The sequence below is a fragment of the Vibrio pomeroyi genome (genome assembly GCF_024347595.1).
In the GTDB taxonomy this organism is placed as follows: Bacteria; Pseudomonadota; Gammaproteobacteria; order Enterobacterales; family Vibrionaceae; genus Vibrio; species Vibrio pomeroyi.
In genome coordinates, this window is the sequence record NZ_AP025506.1 from 2,397,345 (window position 1) to 2,414,255 (window position 16,911).

Below are 16,911 nucleotides of genomic sequence, written 5' to 3' on the forward strand. Positions count from 1 at the left end.
AAGTTCGTCCTTTTACTCTGGTGATACAGTTAAGTTGATGTCTTTCAATGATTTCACAATGTCAGGGTCTTTAGGCAATGGGTAAGATTGCACTTGTGCCACCGCACGCTTGGTTGCTGCGCATAAACGGCTATCGCCATCCAAGATACTTAAGCTACCCAAAATCGCGTTTGAGCCCGTTGGAATAAGCTTCAAGTTCACTCGGCACGAGCGCCCTCTGTAGCTGTCTTCTAACAGTAGGTTCTGCTGAATCAGTTGGGTATAAATAGCGCCGTAACGCTGTGCTTCATCACTAATAAATTGTTGTCTTGCCGAAGAGTTTTGAGTCGCTTCAGTTTCAAGGCCAGCAAAGATGTCATTCAATGCCGCTTCTTGTTGTTTGCGCTCTTTTTCCGCTCTCGCTGCCGCTTCCTTCGCCTTACGGGCTTTCTCTGCTGCAGCTGCGGCTTCTTTCTCTTTCGCTATGCGTTGCTTCTCAGCACGCTCAGCGGCTTCTTTTTCTTTACGAGCTTTTTCAGCTGCCTCTTGCGCGGCTTTTTCTTTTGCCACGCGTTCTTGTTCAGCTTTCGCGATAGCAGCTTCTTTGGCTTTACGCTCATTTTCAGCTTTCACCAACGCCGCTTCTTTCAACTTGCGGTCAGCTTCTGCTTTAGCAGCTTTCTTTTGCTCTTGCTGCAAACGTGCCTCTTCAGCTTTGCGTTTCTTCTCGTTCTCGACACGTCGTTTTTCAGCCTCTCGAGCGGCTTTTGCATCCTTCGCTTGCTGTTCTTTCAGCTTACGAATGTTTTCCTCTTCCGCTTTGCGATTCTTTTCAAGTCGTTCACTTTCACGTCTGAGCTTGTCTAGGCGCTCCTGCTCTTTCTTGCTCGCGGCTTCTCGCTGTTGACGAATCTGTTGAGCTTGCTGGCGAACCAACTGAGGATCAATCACCACAGCCTGAACCATTTGGCCAGTTGGCTTAGGTTCTGACATCGTGAAATCCGCTCCCCAAATGAGCGCAACGAATAGAATAACGTGCAGCCCAAGTGAAATAAGAAGCGGTTTTCTGAAACTATTGGATTTTTTATTAGTCGCTTTCATGAATGCTACGGAGCTATTCCCTTATATCCGTTAAAAGGCCAACCTTTGGCACACCTGCACGGCTTAATTCATCAAGTAATAAAACCACTTCAGCGTAAGGCGTTGCGGCATCACCGCCAACCGCCACTGGAGAATTCGGCTTCAAAGACAACTCAGCTTTCACTCGGACGATAATATCTTCCATAGATAAGCCACGTTGTACTTCTTCGTCATTAACGCTCAAACCAAGCTCACCGTCTTTGTTCACTTCAACGATAATAAAACTCGCGTTGTCGTCACCCAAAAGATCTTGTGCAGACTTAGCCGTTGAAGCCTGAGGCAATTCAACGTCGACACCTTGAGTCACGAACGGTGAAGTCACCATAAAAATAATCAGCAAAACAAGCATAACGTCGATGTAAGGTACAACGTTAATCTCTGCTGTCATTTTACGTTTTTTAGGTTGGTATCCAGCCATCTATTATTCCCTGCCAGCCATCGCTTGACGGTGAAGAATGCTGTGGAACTCTTCAGAGAAAGTCGCGTAGTTGTGTTCTAGCTTACCAACTCGGCTGCTGAAGCGGTTGTAGGCCATTACTGCCGGAATAGCTGCGAATAGACCCATTGCCGTTGCAATAAGTGCCTCTGCAATACCAGGAGCAACCATAGCCAGTGTCGCTTGCTTCACTTCACCTAATGCGATGAATGAGTGCATGATGCCCCAAACCGTACCAAATAGGCCGATGTAAGGACTAATAGAGCCGACTGTCGCTAAGAAAGGTAAGTTCGTTTCTAGTTCGTCGACTTCGCGAGCTACGGCAACGCGCATTGCACGACCAGTGCCTTCCATGATGAAGTCAGGAGACGTTGCGTTTGATTTACGAAGACGAGCAAATTCAGTGAAGCCTGCGTAGAAAATCTCTTCGGTACCAGAAAGCTCATCTTTGCGCTTATTGCTCTCTTGATACAATTTAGCCAGATCAACACCAGACCAGAACTTATCTTCAAACACTTCAGTTTGTTTAGAAGCTTGAGATAACACTTTACTTCTTTTTATGATCATCGCCCAAGACACAACAGACATGCCCATAAGAGTCAGCATGACCATCTTCACTAGTAAACTAGCTTCTAAAATTAGGCCTAAGATTGAGATTTCAGCAGTCACTATTCGTTAGCTCCGTAAGAATAAATGTTGGCATTGCCTTTGGTTTCATTTTTTGATTGTCGATACATGCTACCTTAACCATTGCTTTACACAATGCTTTGCCATCAGGATTTACGATCTCTTGACAGAAGACCAAGGTAGCTCGCTTCAACTCGTAAATATTTGTAATGACTTGTAAAGAATCATCAAGGCGCGCGCCTTGAATAAAATCTATGTCCATATGTCGGACTACAAAACCGATGTTTTGTTCTAATAATACCTGCTGAGAAACGCCAATTGAGCGCAACATCTCAGTTCGAGCGCGTTCAAAAAACTTGAGATAGTTAGAATGGTACACCACGCCACCGGCATCGGTGTCTTCGTAATATACGGTTACTGGCCACGTAAACGGCTTAGATAATCCCTGCAAATTGATTCCACAACCCTAAAACGGTAAAGAGATTACTATAACCTAACTCATTATCATTAATAGTATATGGCAGTGAATTTTTTGAGTTTGGAGACGAAAAAAAAGGCCATCTGTATAAGATGACCTCTTTTTGACTAAAAACCCAACAGTTACCTAGGTTTACTTTGTTATAAACCTAATTCACAACCTTATTTAGATAAGGCGCAGCACCGTTAGGTAGAGCAAAATTGTGAGCGAAACGTACGGGCTAAACAGCAGCTGCCACATCCAAGCTCTTGGCTTAAATCCGATACCGTAAACCATGCTTGAACATACTGCCCAGATAAACATTGGCCCGATGATCGCGTTAAAGCCACCAATGCTTGTCGCATACGCTTCAGGATCCCACATTACCAAACCAACATGCATGAAACCCAATATTAAGGATAAAGCTCTTAACAGAGTCTTATCCATTGGTTGATGTAGCTTAGCAACTTGCTCTGCGAGATTACTCACTGTCTTTGTCCATCATTTCTGAATGCTCTAGCCATAGAGCATTGATGATGCCGAATGCACATGCTAGAAGTACACCCAAAATCCATGCGAAATACCACATAAAATTTCTCCTAAGTTATTTCACTTCTAGCTTAGTAAGCTGAAACGTCGTTATCTTCGATGTGTTTCTTATCTAGGCGACCGAACATTTTGTAGTATGTCCAAGTTGTGTAGCCAAGAATCACAGGAACCATTACCGCCGCAACTGCAGTCATAAGACCAAGCGTTAGCTCACTCGCTGTTGAATCCCACATAGTCAAACTATGGTTAGGGTTCAGGCTTGATGGCATTACGAATGGGAACATTGCAAAACCAGCCGTTAGAATAACACCAGCGTTAGATAGGCTTGAGAACAAGAATGCGAAACCACCACGCTCAAAGCGAGATGCAATCACAGCAAGCAGTGGCATTACCACACCAAGAATCGGCGCAGCCCACATTGCTGGATAGGTTTCGAAGTTTGTCATCCAAGCACCAACTTGAAGTGATACTTCTTTGTTTAGTGGGTTTGAATCAGCAAACGTATCGATAGTGCTTGTAATCACATAGCCTTCGATAGATTGAACCCAGAAACCACCAATAACGAACAGAGCAATAGCAATTAGGCCAGTGATCTGAGCAACGTTACGTGCACGGTTGTGCAGTTCTTCTGTTGTCTTCATTTGAAGCCATGTTGCACCTTGCATCACGAACAACATTAGAGCCAACACGCCACATAGCAATGCAAACGGGTTTAGCAGAGCGAAGAACGTACCGTGGTACTTAGACATCATCAGGTCGTTTAGGTCAAATGGAACACCTTGCATTAGGTTACCAAATGCTACACCGAAGATGATTGGCGGAACTGTGCCACTGAAGCAAAGTGCGTAGTCCCAAGCCTTACGCCATTTTGGCTCTTCAATCTTTGAACGGTAATCAAGAGCAAGTGGACGCAGCCAAAGTGCTGCTAGCGTCACGTACATTGCGAAGTAGAAACCAGAGAAAGACGTCGCGTAAACCAATGGCCATGCAGCGAACAATGCACCACCAGCCGTAATTAGCCATACTTGGTTGCCGTCCCAGTGAGGGGCAATAGTATTCAGCATAATACGACGTTCAGTGTCGCTCTTACCGATAACAGGAGACAGAGCGGCAACACCCATATCAAAGCCATCAGTTACGGCGAAACCAACCAGTAGAACACCGATCAATACCCACCAAATAAGTCGTAAGCTTTCGTAATCAAACATAATATTCCCTCACTTATACTTCAACTGAACGGCTAACTTTGTCTTCAACAGAGTTATCGTTTTGTTCGAAGTGGTAACGGCCTGTCTTCAAGCTACTTGGACCTTTACGTGCGAATTTCAGCATTAGGTAAACTTCAGCAATCAAGAACACTGTGTACAGTGCCAGGATAGCGAATAGAGAAGTCCAAAGCTGTTCGATAGTTAGTGCTGATGCAGCAACGTTAACCGGTAAGATTTCACCAACCGCCCATGGTTGACGACCAAACTCAGCAACGAACCAACCTGCTTCAATCGCAATCCAAGGCAGTGGGATTGAGAATAGCGCAGCTTTAAGTACCCATGGTTTCTGTTCGATCTTCTGACGACACGTTTGAACAAACGCAGCACCGAATACAAACAGCATGATGAAGCCACAAGCAACCATCAGACGGAATGACCAGAATAGAGGCCAAACTGTTGGGATAGAATCATCCGCAGCCATTTGGATTTGGTCTTCTGTTGCATCAACAACTTCGTCTGTGTAGCGCTTAAGAAGTAGACCGTAACCTAGGTCACCTTTCACTTCGTCGAAAGCAGCCATGTTTTCTTCAGACTTGTCGCCTGCACGTAGCTTTTCAAGCAATTCGTACGCGTACATACCCGTGCGGATACGATCAACGTGGTCATCACGTAGGTCACGCAGGCCCGTTACTTCTTTATCTAAAGAACGTGTTGCGATGATACCCATTACGTAAGGAATTTTAATTGCGTAGTCAGTATTCATTGTCTCTTGGTTTGGAATACCAAAAACAGTAAATGCTGCTGGTGCTTCTTCAGTGTGCCATTCTGCTTCTACAGCAGCGAGCTTCACTTTTTGAACTTCACCAAGCTCGTAACCAGATTCATCACCTAGTACGATTACTGACAGGATCGCCGCCATACCGAAAGATGCTGCAATCGCGAAAGAGCGACGAGCAAAGGCAAGGTCACGACCTTTAAGAATGTAGTATGAGCTGATACCAAGGATGAACATTGCACCCGTTGTGTAACCAGACGCTACTGTGTGTACGAACTTAACTTGCGCTACTGGGTTTAGTACAACTTCAGCGAAGCTCACCATTTCCATACGCATGGTTTCAAAGTTAAATTCCGCACCCACTGGGTTTTGCATCCAGCCGTTTGCTACCAAGATCCAAAGCGCAGAGAAGTTAGAGCCAAGTGCTACTAACCAAGTTACCGCTAAGTGTTGACGCTTTGACAGTCTGTCCCAACCGAAGAAGAATAGGCCAACAAAAGTAGACTCTAGGAAGAATGCAACAAGCGCTTCGATAGCTAGCGGAGCACCAAAGATGTCGCCAACATAGTGAGAATAGTAAGACCAGTTAGTACCAAACTGGAACTCCATGGTTAAGCCTGTCGCTACACCAAGAGCAAAGTTAATACCAAACAATTTACCCCAGAACTTGGTCATGTCCTTGTAAATTTGCTTGCCAGTCATTACATAAACTGACTCCATAATGGCAAGTAGAAATGCCATACCTAAAGTCAGTGGAACAAATAGGAAGTGATACATCGCTGTAAATGCAAACTGCAATCGCGACAGATCAACAACATCAATCATGGTAACTCCTTTGTGTCGGCTGAATGACACTTGTGTGATTATTCACCTCAAAAATCCATGTTAAAACAATTTATGTAATTGTTATTACAAATTGAAATTTGTAGCAAAAACGTACCGTTATAGTTAGATTATTGTTAAGCATGAGCTAATATAGCTGGCGCTAATATTACTGGTAAAATCAGTATGTTTCAAAAGGTTTATGGGAGAACCCTGCGTTGATTTGTATCAAATTTATTCGAGCAAATTAGAGTTATTTTTGTACAATTATGATTAAAATCACACCAATTATGCTTGCCTTAATAACAGCGCATGATATCTGTGACAAATGATCAGCACCGCCTCAACATCCAAATTACAACTACCTATAAAGTATTAACAAAAAATATGACAACTTATTTCATTTTCTGTTATCTAAATCAAACCTGAAATCAAAGTTTCCATTTTTGAGGAACCCTTTTCGACCTTTTTATCGACTCGCTCAAAGAGTTGTTATTCAGTAAAAAGCAAAAAATCCCAGCGCTTATGCAACTGGGATCTTTAAAAATGAATAATTTAACGATTGGAGGGTTTATCTATTCCAAAGTGTAAATACGCTCTGTCGGTCGCGATTCGGCCTCTTGGCGTTCTTTGTAGATAACCTTGCTGTATCAAGTAAGGCTCTAACACATCTTCAATGGTGTCTCTCTCTTCACCAATCGCGGCAGCCATGTTGTCGATACCCACTGGACCACCACCAAACTTCTCCATAATTGCGAGTAAAAGCTTTCTATCCATGTAGTCGAAACCTTTAGCATCGACATCCAACATGTTAAGCGCTTTATCAGCAACCTCTGGACAAATATGGCCATCCCCTTTCACTTCCGCATAGTCGCGTACACGGCGCAATAAACGGTTTGCAATACGAGGTGTACCACGAGCACGACGAGCAACTTCCAATGCGCCTTCAGACTCCATAGATAAACCTAAGCAATCGGCACTGCGCTGAACGATGTTTTGCAGGTCTTCAACTTTGTAGTATTCAAGACGCTGGGTAATACCAAAACGGTCACGCAGCGGAGACGTCAGAGAGCCAGCACGAGTCGTCGCGCCAATCAAAGTGAAAGGTGGAAGGTCGATCTTGATTGAGCGCGCCGCAGGGCCTTCACCAATCATGATGTCCAGTTGGTAATCTTCCATCGCTGGATACAACACCTCTTCAACGACAGGGCTTAAACGGTGGATCTCATCGATGAACAGCACATCATTTTCTTCAAGGTTAGTCAGCAATGCCGCCAAATCCCCTGCTTTCTCTAATACAGGCCCTGAAGTGGTGCGAATGTTAACGTCCATTTCATTGGCAACGATGTTCGCCAAGGTGGTTTTACCCAAGCCAGGAGGACCAAATATCAACAGATGATCGAGCGCCTCATTACGAAGTTGAGCTGCTTTGATGAAAATTTCCATCTGGCCACGGACGTGATCCTGACCTTGATAGTCGGCTAATGCTTTCGGTCGTATCGCACGGTCAATAACATCTTCATCTTTAAAGACCGGATTATCAGGAGCAATGAGGCGATCAGCTTCAATCATAGAGGGTTCCAATTTAAGAGTGTTAACTCTGTTATCTTTAATTCTTGCTTAGTCGCTCACCAATATTGGAGCACATGAATACTAAGCATATTCTAACGAGATAGTACTCGCTAGAGATTAACGCGATGCAGCACGGAGCTTACATCGCGGTTTCAGTGTCGGTTTTGATTAAACCATCGACTTCAAGGCATCACGAATCAGTTGTTCGCTCGTCATACCTTCTTTAGCCACTTGAGAAACAACCTTAGAAGCTTGAGTCGGCTTGTAGCCTAATGCAAGTAGTGCGCTTACCGCTTCTTCTTCAGCGTCATGAACGGTTGGCATAGAGTCAATCGGTGCAGCATCCGTTGCAGGCGTAAACAGATCACCTGCGCCCCACCCTTTCAGGCGGTCTTTCATTTCAACAACCAGACGTTCTGCGGTTTTCTTACCGACACCCGGCAGCTTCACTAGCGTAGAAATATCTTCACGCTCAACACTCTGAACAAACTGACTCGCCGTCATACCTGAAAGGATGCCAAGGCCAAGTTTAGGGCCAACACCATTCGCTTTAATGACTTCACGGAACAGCGCACGCTCTTTAACTGTGTTGAAGCCGTAAAGCAGTTGTGCATCTTCACGAACAACAAAGTGAGTGTAGATAATTGCCTCTTCGCCAACGTTTGGTAATTCGTAAAAACAGCTCATTGGCATTTGAACTTCATAGCCAACGCCACTCACTTCAATTAATAACTCTGGTGGCTGTTTTTCTATTAATGTACCGCGTAGACGTCCGATCACAATTCACTCTCTTGATGGAATATAATTTGAGGGACAGAATATAAAAGAACTGGATGCTTATCCAGTTCTTTGTGTTTATTCAGGTGATTTATTTACGCTTGTTTGGCTTGCGAAACCACGTTATTTAAGCTTTCGACCAGCTCTTTGACAGAGGTAACATGCCCTGTGAGTTCAGAACCATAATTTGCCACTAAGCCTGAGACAGATTTAGTTTCCGCGACACTTTGCGCCACTTCTGAACTCGCGAGATCGAGCTCTTTCAAGGAATCCATCTGCATTGCCATAATGTTGGTGAGCTGATTCACATCAGTCGAGATAGTTTGAACCTCTGAGATGATGCCGTTCATTTCATTCGCCGTGGTTTCGATTATCGCTCGGCCATGCTCCACTTCGTCTTTACTGCGGTCTAACAGGGTTCGAATCTCTATCGCGGAATGACTGCTTTTCGCCGATAGCTCTCTCACTTGGTCGGCGACGACTGCAAATCCTCTTCCCTGCTCACCTGCGCGAGCCGCTTCTATCGCCGCATTTAATGCCAACAAGTTAGTTTGCTCCGCTACTGAAGTAATCAAATCGGCGACTTTCATGATCTCTTGATTACTTTGAATGATCTGAGTGATAGCACTGGTTGAAGCTTCTAATGACTCAGAGCTCTTTTGCGCTTTCTCGCCGACCGCTTCACTGCGCTCTTTCAGTTCACCGACAAATGAGTTGGACTCTTCGATACCTTGAGTCATTTGGTGCAATTGTTGGCTCATCTCCTCGGCCGCACTCGCTTGAGATTCACAGTTGATGTTCAGTACTTCAACTTGAGAGTGTAAGTCTCGCGATTGTTGGTCTAGATGCACAGACACACCCTGTAAGCTTTCAGAATTCGAATTCGCTTGGTCGAGCACCACCGAGAGTCGCCCTTCACTTTGAGTCGCTTGATTGGCAACCTGTTGGCTTTCCGAAATCGCTTGTTCCGCCATTTCGATTGCTACTTCTTTTTGTTTCGCGGTAAAAGCTTGAGCAATGCAAATCACCACCAGCGGCATAATTACACCAGACCAGGTTTCAACCACCACAGCTTCCGGAGTAAGTACTAGCTGCGGAAATTCAAAGCCGTTAAGGTGAGCCGACGTCATCACCAATGAAACGCCAATCACTAACCCACTCCATACCAAGGCGACAATGCGTGTTCCTGACAAGAAAAAAGCGACCACTAACAAAGGCACCCAATAAGCCTGAGTCGATGCCACCACACCTCCACTTTGGTAGATGATGTTCAACGCGTGTACCGCCATCCCCACAAACCCAAAATTGAGTGCGAGGCTGGGTTTACTGGTAACACGCAAGAGCAGTGCGGAGATCAGTTCAAACACGATAAGGAATACAGATGTGGCGATAAGAAGTTGCTCTTCGTGCTTTGTCCATTTAATTAAGCTGTAGACACCCACAAAGAAGGCGATAAAGGTAAAGAGTAATAAGATATCGGCTTGTCTGACTTCGTTGTTATTCCACCCATTACTTTTGGGTAGAAACAACGTGCGCCACAGCTTGATAGGGTTCATCAGTGATCATCCTTGATTAACTTGTTAGACCTCCGACCAATGTTAATAACATGTTAAATGGTAAGCAATGTTATTATCTGGGTTCTGTTCGAAAGATCTCATTTCATCAAGGATTTAGCAGAGAAGTGTTTTGATATGAGCCAAACAGGGCGTGAGGCTCATCGATGGAGTAGGTCTAAAAAGCTGCAGTTAAGAGCTAACAAGAGAATGGGAATTAACGGTAACGCCCTTTTCTTGCGCCTGTCGCCTTACCCGCCAGTGCAATCAAGGTTTTGTTGGTGTTAGCGTGAGTGATCGCTACGCCCAGAGCATCGGCTGCATCGGCCTGTGGTTTGGCAGGCAGCTTAAGCATGCTCATCACCATATTCTGGACCATAGACTTATCTGCACCACCATTACCTGTCACCGCTTGCTTAATTAAACGAGCCGCGTATTCATGAACAGGCAAATCCGCATTTACAGCCGCTACTATCGCACTGCCACGAGCTTGCCCAAGCTTAAGTGCCGAATCCGCATTCTTCGCCATGAAGACCTGCTCTATCGCAAACACATCCGGTTGGAACTGAGTGATGATTTCGCTCACACCTGCATAGATCTGCTTGAGTCGACCTGGTAGCTCTTTTTCTGAGGTGCGAATACAGCCACTCCCCAAATAATATAGATGGCGGCCATTTTGACGAATAACACCGTAACCGGTAATGCGTGAGCCAGGGTCAATCCCTAAGATAATAGACATAACTTCAAATACTGATTATTTATACATGCTTTATGAGCTTAGTATATCGAACGCAAAAAAAAATGCCCGTCAAATTAACGGGCATTTCATTGATCTAGAGAAAACTATAGCTCTATGAAAATTTAAGCTCTATCGAAAACTTAAAGCTTCATTAGAAAGTTAAGCTAATCGTTTGATTAGTCTTCTTTCTTCGCTAGTTTAACTGCGATTGCTAGCTCTTCCAGTGATGCTGGGTTAGCTAGGCTTGGCGCGTCTGTTAGTAGACATGCTGCAGCTGTTGTTTTCGGGAATGCGATAACGTCACGGATGTTCTCTGTACCACAAAGTAGCATTGCTAAACGGTCAAGACCGAATGCTAGACCAGCGTGTGGTGGAGTACCGTATTGAAGAGCATCTAGTAGGAAGCCGAACTTCTCTTGTTGCTCTTGTGCTTCGATACCTAGGATACCGAATACAGCCGTTTGCATTTCTGCGTTGTGAATACGTACAGAACCGCCGCCTACTTCGTAGCCGTTGATTACCATGTCGTATGCATCAGAGTTTGCAGCTGCTGGGTTCGCTTTTAGCTCTTCCGCGTTCACACCTAGTGGCGATGTGAATGGGTGGTGCATTGCGTGTAGGTTACCTTCGCCGTCTTCTTCGAACATTGGGAAGTCAACAACCCACAGTGGAGCCCATGCAGATGTGTCTGTTAGCTCTAGGTCTGTACCTAGTTTAAGACGAAGTGCGCCCATTGCTTCAGCAACGATACCCGCTTTGTCTGCGCCGAACAGAATGATATCGCCAGATTCAGCTTGAGTGCGATCTAGAATACCGTTGATTACGTCTTCGCTTAGGAATTTAGCAACTGGAGATTGAATACCTTCCATGCCTGCAGCACGGTCGTTAACCTTCATCCAAGCTAGGCCTTTCGCGCCGTAGATGTTTACGTGTTCTGCGTAACCGTCGATTTGCTTACGAGTTAGCTTAGCACCACCTGGTACACGGATAACCGCTACGCGACCTTTTTCGTCGTTAGCAGGACCAGAGAATACTTTGAACTCAACGTCTTTCACTAAGTCAGCAACGTCCACTAGCTCTAGTGGGTTACGTAGATCTGGCTTATCAGAACCGAAACGACGAATCGCTTCAGAGAAAGGCATTACTGGGAATTGACCTAGTTCAACATCTAGAAGCTCTTTCCACATATCGTGAACTAGCTTTTCAGTGATGTTACGTACTTCTTGAGAAGACATGAACGATGTTTCGATATCGATCTGAGTAAATTCAGGCTGACGGTCAGCACGTAAATCTTCGTCACGGAAACATTTAACGATTTGGTAGTAACGGTCAAAACCAGACATCATCAGCAGTTGCTTGAACAGCTGAGGAGATTGAGGAAGCGCGTAGAAGCTGCCTTTGTGAACACGGCTTGGTACTAGGTAGTCACGAGCACCTTCAGGCGTCGCTTTAGTTAGTACTGGCGTTTCGATGTCTAGGAACAGGTTCTCATCAAGGAAACGACGAACGAAGCTAGAAGCACGTGCACGAAGCTTGATACGGTCGCTCATTTCTGGACGACGAAGATCGATGTAACGGTACTTAAGACGCTGCTCTTCAGAGTTCGTTTGGTTGAAGTCTAGTGGAAGCGCTTCTGAACGGTTGATGATCTCTAGACCAGTCGCGTAAAGCTCTACTTCACCAGTAGCCATGTCTTTATTTACTTGGCTGTCAGGACGAACACGTACTTCACCAGTAAACTTGATACAGAATTCATTACGCAGTTGGTTAGCGATCGGGAAGATATCTTTCATATCTGGATCGACAACAACCTGAACGATGCCTTCACGATCACGCATATCAATAAAGATAAGACCGCCTAAATCACGGCGACGGTTTACCCAGCCGCACAATTCTACAGTTTGTCCCGCCAGGGACTTGTTCAGGTTACCACAGTAATGGGTACGCATAATGAATTTCCCAATCTCTTAATTATTTACTAATTTCCAAGCTGTCAGTGGTCATTCCACACAACAGAGCAAAGAAACATTTATACGCGGAAACTCGGTTAAAATCGACCTTCCACATTCGAATTTATTGTGTTTTATCTGGCTTTGCTGCTTTTTAGCCCATCAAATGCGCAAAGATTCATCAAAACCGAAAAAATTGCGATAATTATATCTCGAAAGTACCTTAATCAGCAAAACTCTCGTACAGTAGATTTTCGTTTCAACCCAAAAACTTTTTGTAATGTCTGATGGCGTGATGAATAACGGTGTAATAGATGGATAATCGTGTAATGACAACAGAAACTTTACCTTTAAGACTTGGATTAACCATGTGGTCTCACTCTGAGTGGCAAAGTCAGTTCTATGGCAAGGGGACAAAGCCTGCGGAACGCCTAGAAAAATACACCCAAGTTTTTCATACCGTTGAAGGCAACACGACCTTTTACGCGACACCAAGTATGTCTACCGTTCATAATTGGAAAGCCGCCAGTCACGATGATTTCAGATTCACTTTTAAGCTACCCAAATTCATCACCCACCAGCAACAACTGAGACACTGCCAAGCCGAACTCAAAGAGTTCTTAATGACCATGTCACCCCTGCATGATCGCATTGGTCAATGGACGATTCAGCTACCGCACAGCTTTGAGCCGAGCATGCTCCCTGCCCTGCAAAAATTTTGCACGTTATTTCCAAAAGACATGCAGTTGGGTGTTGAAGTCCGCCACTTGGGTTTCTTTGACAAAGGTGATGCTGAAAAACGCTTTAATCAGTGGTTGGTTGAAGAAGGCATCAATCGCATTATTATGGATAGCCGCCCCGTTTTTTCCGCGCCGCCAACCACAGAGGCAGTGATCGATGCACATCAGAAAAAACCGCGTGTACCCGTTCATGCTATAGCGACTGCCAACAATCCGATGATTCGCTTTATTGGCCACCCCGACCAAGAGCCTAACATCGAGTTTTTTAAACCATGGTTTAGCAAAATTCCAACCTGGCTCAATGAAGGAAAACAACCGTATTTAATGATTCACACCCCAGACAATAACCATGCCCCTGAACTCGCGATGGCTATTTACGAACTATTGCAAAAGCAAGTGTCTGAAAATACGTCATTAATATTGCCCGATCTTGCTCAGTTTCCTGCTCAGAAAGGCAACCATCAAATCTCTATGTTTTAAGTCTTCTTCTACATCTGGCTGTAATCCTCAGCAGTAATCTCAGTTTTCGTGACAGCAGTCCTTTTTTTACGTAAAATACGTCCCCTTTTATTTGGTACGAATTCTGTGCCAATTACGCTGACTGTCGAGAGAGAATGCCATGAGCAACACAGACAACATCTTTTCCGCTCCTATTGATAAAATTGGAGACTTCACCTTTGATGCAAGGGTTGCTGAAGTATTTCCGGATATGATTCAACGCTCGGTGCCTGGCTATAGCAACATCATCTCTGCAATCGGCATGCTGGCAGAGCGCTTCGTCAAGCCGCATTCAAATATTTACGACCTTGGTTGTTCTCTTGGTGCCGCAACGCTTTCCATGCGTCGTCACATCCAACAAGAAGGCTGCACAATTTTCGCGATCGACAATTCAGAAGCGATGGTTGAGCGCTGCAAATTGCACGTTAACGCTTACCGCAGCGACACGCCGGTAGAAGTGATCGAAGCTGATATTCGTGAAGTAGAAATCAAAGACGCTTCCGTTGTGGTTCTTAACTTTACGCTGCAATTCTTGTCTCCAGACGACCGATATGCTTTGCTTGAAAAAATTCACGCAGGCTTACGCCCAGGCGGCATCTTAATCCTGTCAGAAAAATACGTATTCGAAGACGAAAGCTCAAATGAACTGCTTATCGACCTGCACCATGATTTCAAACGTGCGAACGGATACAGCGAGCTAGAAGTGAGCCAAAAGCGCAGCGCGATTGAAAACGTGATGCGCCCTGACTCTATCCCTGTACACAGAGAGCGCTTTGATAAGATTGGCTTCTCTAGCAGCGAAGTGTGGTTCCAGTGTTTCAACTTTGGTTCGATGTTCGCCATTAAATAGTCTAGCTAAGTGATACTCAAGGATACCCGTCATTCCCTGCAGTGAAGGTCGAACGTGATAGGGAATCTCTCTTTTTTGCTTTACCTTAATCACTAGTATTTTTTATGAGTGTCGAGCGACTCAGAAAGCGCCCCTTAACAAAACACTCTAGCATCTATTTATAGATCCCCGATGCACTCGTCGACTCGCGCTCGAGGATGACGATAGTATCGGGTAACAAAATTTAGGAACTTGTTCTAATGTTTAATTTTGCCAATTTTTATCAACTTATTGCCCAAGATACTCGCCTTCAGCCGTGGCTAAATGTTCTTCCTCAACAGCTGACGGATTGGCAAAATGCAGAACACGGCGACTTCGACCGTTGGTTACGTGCACTGAACAAGATTCCACAAGGTGTACCTGACCAAGTTGATCTGAAAAACTCAGTAACGATTGGCAGCTCTACACCGTTCCACACGGGTGAACTTAAAAAGTTAGAAAGCTTGCTAAAGACTTTCCACCCTTGGAGAAAAGGCCCTTACACGGTTCACGACATCCATATCGATACGGAATGGCGCAGTGACTGGAAATGGGATCGCGTTCTTCCACATATTTCTCCATTGAAGAACCGCTCGGTGTTAGATGTTGGCTGTGGTAACGGCTACCACATGTGGCGTATGCTTGGCGAAGGTGCTCGTCTAACCGTAGGTATCGACCCTTCTCACCTTTTCTTGGTTCAGTTTGAAGCGATCCGTAAGTTAATGGGCGATGACCAACGTGCACACCTGTTACCTTTAGGTATTGAACAACTTCCAAAACTGGAAGCGTACGACACTGTATTCAGCATGGGCGTGCTATACCACCGTCGCTCTCCGCTTGATCACTTAATTCAACTAAAAGACCAATTGGTATCTGGCGGTGAGTTAGTGCTTGAAACCTTAGTGATTGAAGGCGACGAAAATGCAGTTCTGGTTCCTGTTGACCGTTACGCGCAGATGAGAAACGTGTACTTCTTCCCTTCTGCTCGAGCACTAAAACGTTGGCTTGAACAGGTAGGCTTTGAAGACGTACGCATCGTTGACGAAAATGTCACCACAATCGGCGAACAACGCACGACAGAATGGATGACACACAACTCTCTACCAGATTACTTAGACCCGAATGATCCAAGTAAAACGGTTGAAGGTCACCCAGCACCAAGACGTGCCATTCTTGTAGCGACCAAGCCATAAATGTGATGCCCAAAAGCCATTATTTAGTTGATAACAGAGTAATGGCTTTTTGGTGGCTACAACGCCACCTTTTGCTTCGCTGTGGGCTTTCACAAAAATGCGCGTAAATTGAACGAAAATTGACTTATGATTAATAAGTGAGCTATTTCAAATTACAATAATTGGCGTCGCGCTCACATTGCGATTCAATATGACCAGACTCTTACAATAGGATGCTTCACGCATCCTTTTTTGTGGGCTAAACTTCTAAATAGTCTGAACTATTCTCTAATTTCCAAAGGTTTTTTTATGTTTAAGCGATTATCGCCTATTGTGGCGGTTGGTTTGCTCTCTGGCTGTACCCTTACTAACGGTGCTGCCTACCACCAAGAAACTCTCGATGCTATTGCCCGCTCAGAGACAAACATCGCAAATAAGGTTCAAAATCTTGAACTGCAAGTCAGTAATCAAAGTGATTACATTGAAAGCTTAGAAGACGAAATCATCACCCTTTCAAATCAGTTAGATGTCCATCTAACGAGCATGGAACACAAAGTCATTGAAGAGCTAGAGGAAGAAGAACCCGTAGCAGTTGCAGCGGCTCCTATCGCTCCTACCTCACAACCAACTATCCTTGGCGGAATCGAAAAAGTGTCTATCGACTCAATCAAACAAAGCTTTGATGCTCGAGTGGATACTGGCGCAACAACCTCCTCTTTAAATGCCGTCGATATTAAAGAATTCGAACGAAATGGTAAGAACTGGGTTAAGTTCCACCTAGACGACCAAGGGCAAGCAGCAGAAGACCAAAAATGGATTGAAGCGCCTGTTGTACGTTATGTGAAAATCCGTCAATCAACGAATGATCAGACAGAACGTCGAGCTGTGATTGAATTATGGGTTAAAGTTGGAAAAATCCATGAAAAAGCGCAATTTACATTGGCGGATCGCTCTCAAATGAGTCACCCTGTATTACTAGGGCGCGAATTTATCAAAGACATAGCGCTAGTAGATGTAAGTAAAAAGTACGTACAAACGGAAGTTAAATAA

Annotated in this window: 17 protein-coding genes; 4 read left to right on the plus strand and 13 right to left on the minus strand. The window is 44.8% G+C overall.

Annotation, left to right across the window (positions count from 1 at the left end; translation table 11 throughout):
• Positions 1-12 precede the first annotated feature (12 nt).
• The 13 genes from tolA to aspS form a co-directional block, all read right to left on the minus strand.
• Positions 13-1,080, minus strand: coding sequence for a cell envelope integrity protein TolA (gene tolA, locus OCV12_RS10495; RefSeq protein WP_210449553.1), 1,068 nt, complete (start codon positions 1,078-1,080; stop codon positions 13-15).
• Positions 1,081-1,093: 13 nt separating this feature from the next.
• Positions 1,094-1,537: a protein TolR gene (gene tolR, locus OCV12_RS10500; protein WP_017062072.1), complete on the minus strand. Its 444-nt coding sequence runs from the start codon at positions 1,535-1,537 to the stop codon at positions 1,094-1,096.
• Positions 1,538-1,540: 3 nt separating this feature from the next.
• Positions 1,541-2,224 (minus strand): protein TolQ, encoded by a 684-nt coding sequence (gene tolQ, locus OCV12_RS10505; protein ID WP_017062073.1) that lies wholly within the window; start codon positions 2,222-2,224, stop codon positions 1,541-1,543.
• Entirely contained in the window at positions 2,214-2,633 is a 420-nt protein-coding gene (gene ybgC / locus OCV12_RS10510) for a tol-pal system-associated acyl-CoA thioesterase (protein WP_009846376.1), read from the minus strand. Before ybgC ends, tolQ begins: the two co-directional genes overlap by 11 nt.
• Before the next feature lie 192 nt (positions 2,634-2,825).
• Entirely contained in the window at positions 2,826-3,128 is a 303-nt protein-coding gene (gene ybgE, locus OCV12_RS10515) for a cyd operon protein YbgE (protein WP_261884621.1), read from the minus strand.
• Positions 3,121-3,228 (minus strand): cytochrome bd-I oxidase subunit CydX, encoded by a 108-nt coding sequence (gene cydX / locus OCV12_RS10520; protein ID WP_000270284.1) that lies wholly within the window; start codon positions 3,226-3,228, stop codon positions 3,121-3,123. The genes ybgE and cydX overlap by 8 nt, the downstream gene beginning before the upstream one ends.
• A gap of 31 nt (positions 3,229-3,259) precedes the next feature.
• Complete coding sequence (cydB, locus tag OCV12_RS10525) at positions 3,260-4,396, minus strand: cytochrome d ubiquinol oxidase subunit II (RefSeq protein ID WP_176680130.1); 1,137 nt, start codon at positions 4,394-4,396, stop codon at positions 3,260-3,262.
• Positions 4,397-4,409: 13 nt separating this feature from the next.
• Entirely contained in the window at positions 4,410-5,996 is a 1,587-nt protein-coding gene (gene cydA / locus OCV12_RS10530) for a cytochrome ubiquinol oxidase subunit I (protein ID WP_261884622.1), read from the minus strand.
• A 552-nt stretch (positions 5,997-6,548) separates the two neighbouring features.
• Complete coding sequence (gene ruvB, locus OCV12_RS10535) at positions 6,549-7,565, minus strand: Holliday junction branch migration DNA helicase RuvB (protein ID WP_017062078.1); 1,017 nt, start codon at positions 7,563-7,565, stop codon at positions 6,549-6,551.
• Between the two features lie 168 nt (positions 7,566-7,733).
• Positions 7,734-8,345 carry a Holliday junction branch migration protein RuvA gene (gene ruvA / locus OCV12_RS10540; protein ID WP_008219934.1) on the minus strand — a complete coding sequence of 204 codons (612 nt, stop codon included), beginning with the start codon at positions 8,343-8,345 and terminating at the stop codon, positions 7,734-7,736.
• Positions 8,346-8,437: 92 nt separating this feature from the next.
• Positions 8,438-9,898 (minus strand): methyl-accepting chemotaxis protein, encoded by a 1,461-nt coding sequence (locus OCV12_RS10545; protein ID WP_261884623.1) that lies wholly within the window; start codon positions 9,896-9,898, stop codon positions 8,438-8,440.
• A 214-nt stretch (positions 9,899-10,112) separates the two neighbouring features.
• Positions 10,113-10,634: a crossover junction endodeoxyribonuclease RuvC gene (ruvC, locus tag OCV12_RS10550; protein ID WP_008219936.1), complete on the minus strand. Its 522-nt coding sequence runs from the start codon at positions 10,632-10,634 to the stop codon at positions 10,113-10,115.
• Positions 10,635-10,810: 176 nt separating this feature from the next.
• Positions 10,811-12,583 (minus strand): aspartate--tRNA ligase, encoded by a 1,773-nt coding sequence (gene aspS / locus OCV12_RS10555; protein WP_017630636.1) that lies wholly within the window; start codon positions 12,581-12,583, stop codon positions 10,811-10,813.
• A 314-nt stretch (positions 12,584-12,897) separates the two neighbouring features.
• On the opposite strand from aspS, the gene OCV12_RS10560 reads away from it, so the two are divergent.
• The 4 genes from OCV12_RS10560 to OCV12_RS10575 all read left to right on the plus strand — a co-directional run bounded on the left by OCV12_RS10560 (position 12,898) and on the right by OCV12_RS10575 (position 16,911).
• Positions 12,898-13,803, plus strand: a complete 906-nt coding sequence (locus OCV12_RS10560) for a DUF72 domain-containing protein (RefSeq protein WP_261884624.1) — start codon at positions 12,898-12,900, stop codon at positions 13,801-13,803.
• A gap of 139 nt (positions 13,804-13,942) precedes the next feature.
• The gene (cmoA, locus tag OCV12_RS10565) at positions 13,943-14,671 is read left to right on the plus strand and encodes a carboxy-S-adenosyl-L-methionine synthase CmoA (RefSeq protein ID WP_017062083.1); all 729 of its coding nucleotides are present in this window, start codon (positions 13,943-13,945) and stop codon (positions 14,669-14,671) included.
• 239 nt (positions 14,672-14,910) lie between these two features.
• Positions 14,911-15,882 (plus strand): tRNA 5-methoxyuridine(34)/uridine 5-oxyacetic acid(34) synthase CmoB, encoded by a 972-nt coding sequence (cmoB, locus tag OCV12_RS10570; RefSeq protein WP_009846365.1) that lies wholly within the window; start codon positions 14,911-14,913, stop codon positions 15,880-15,882.
• 288 nt (positions 15,883-16,170) lie between these two features.
• Positions 16,171-16,911: an ATP-dependent zinc protease family protein gene (locus tag OCV12_RS10575; protein WP_132762771.1), complete on the plus strand. Its 741-nt coding sequence runs from the start codon at positions 16,171-16,173 to the stop codon at positions 16,909-16,911.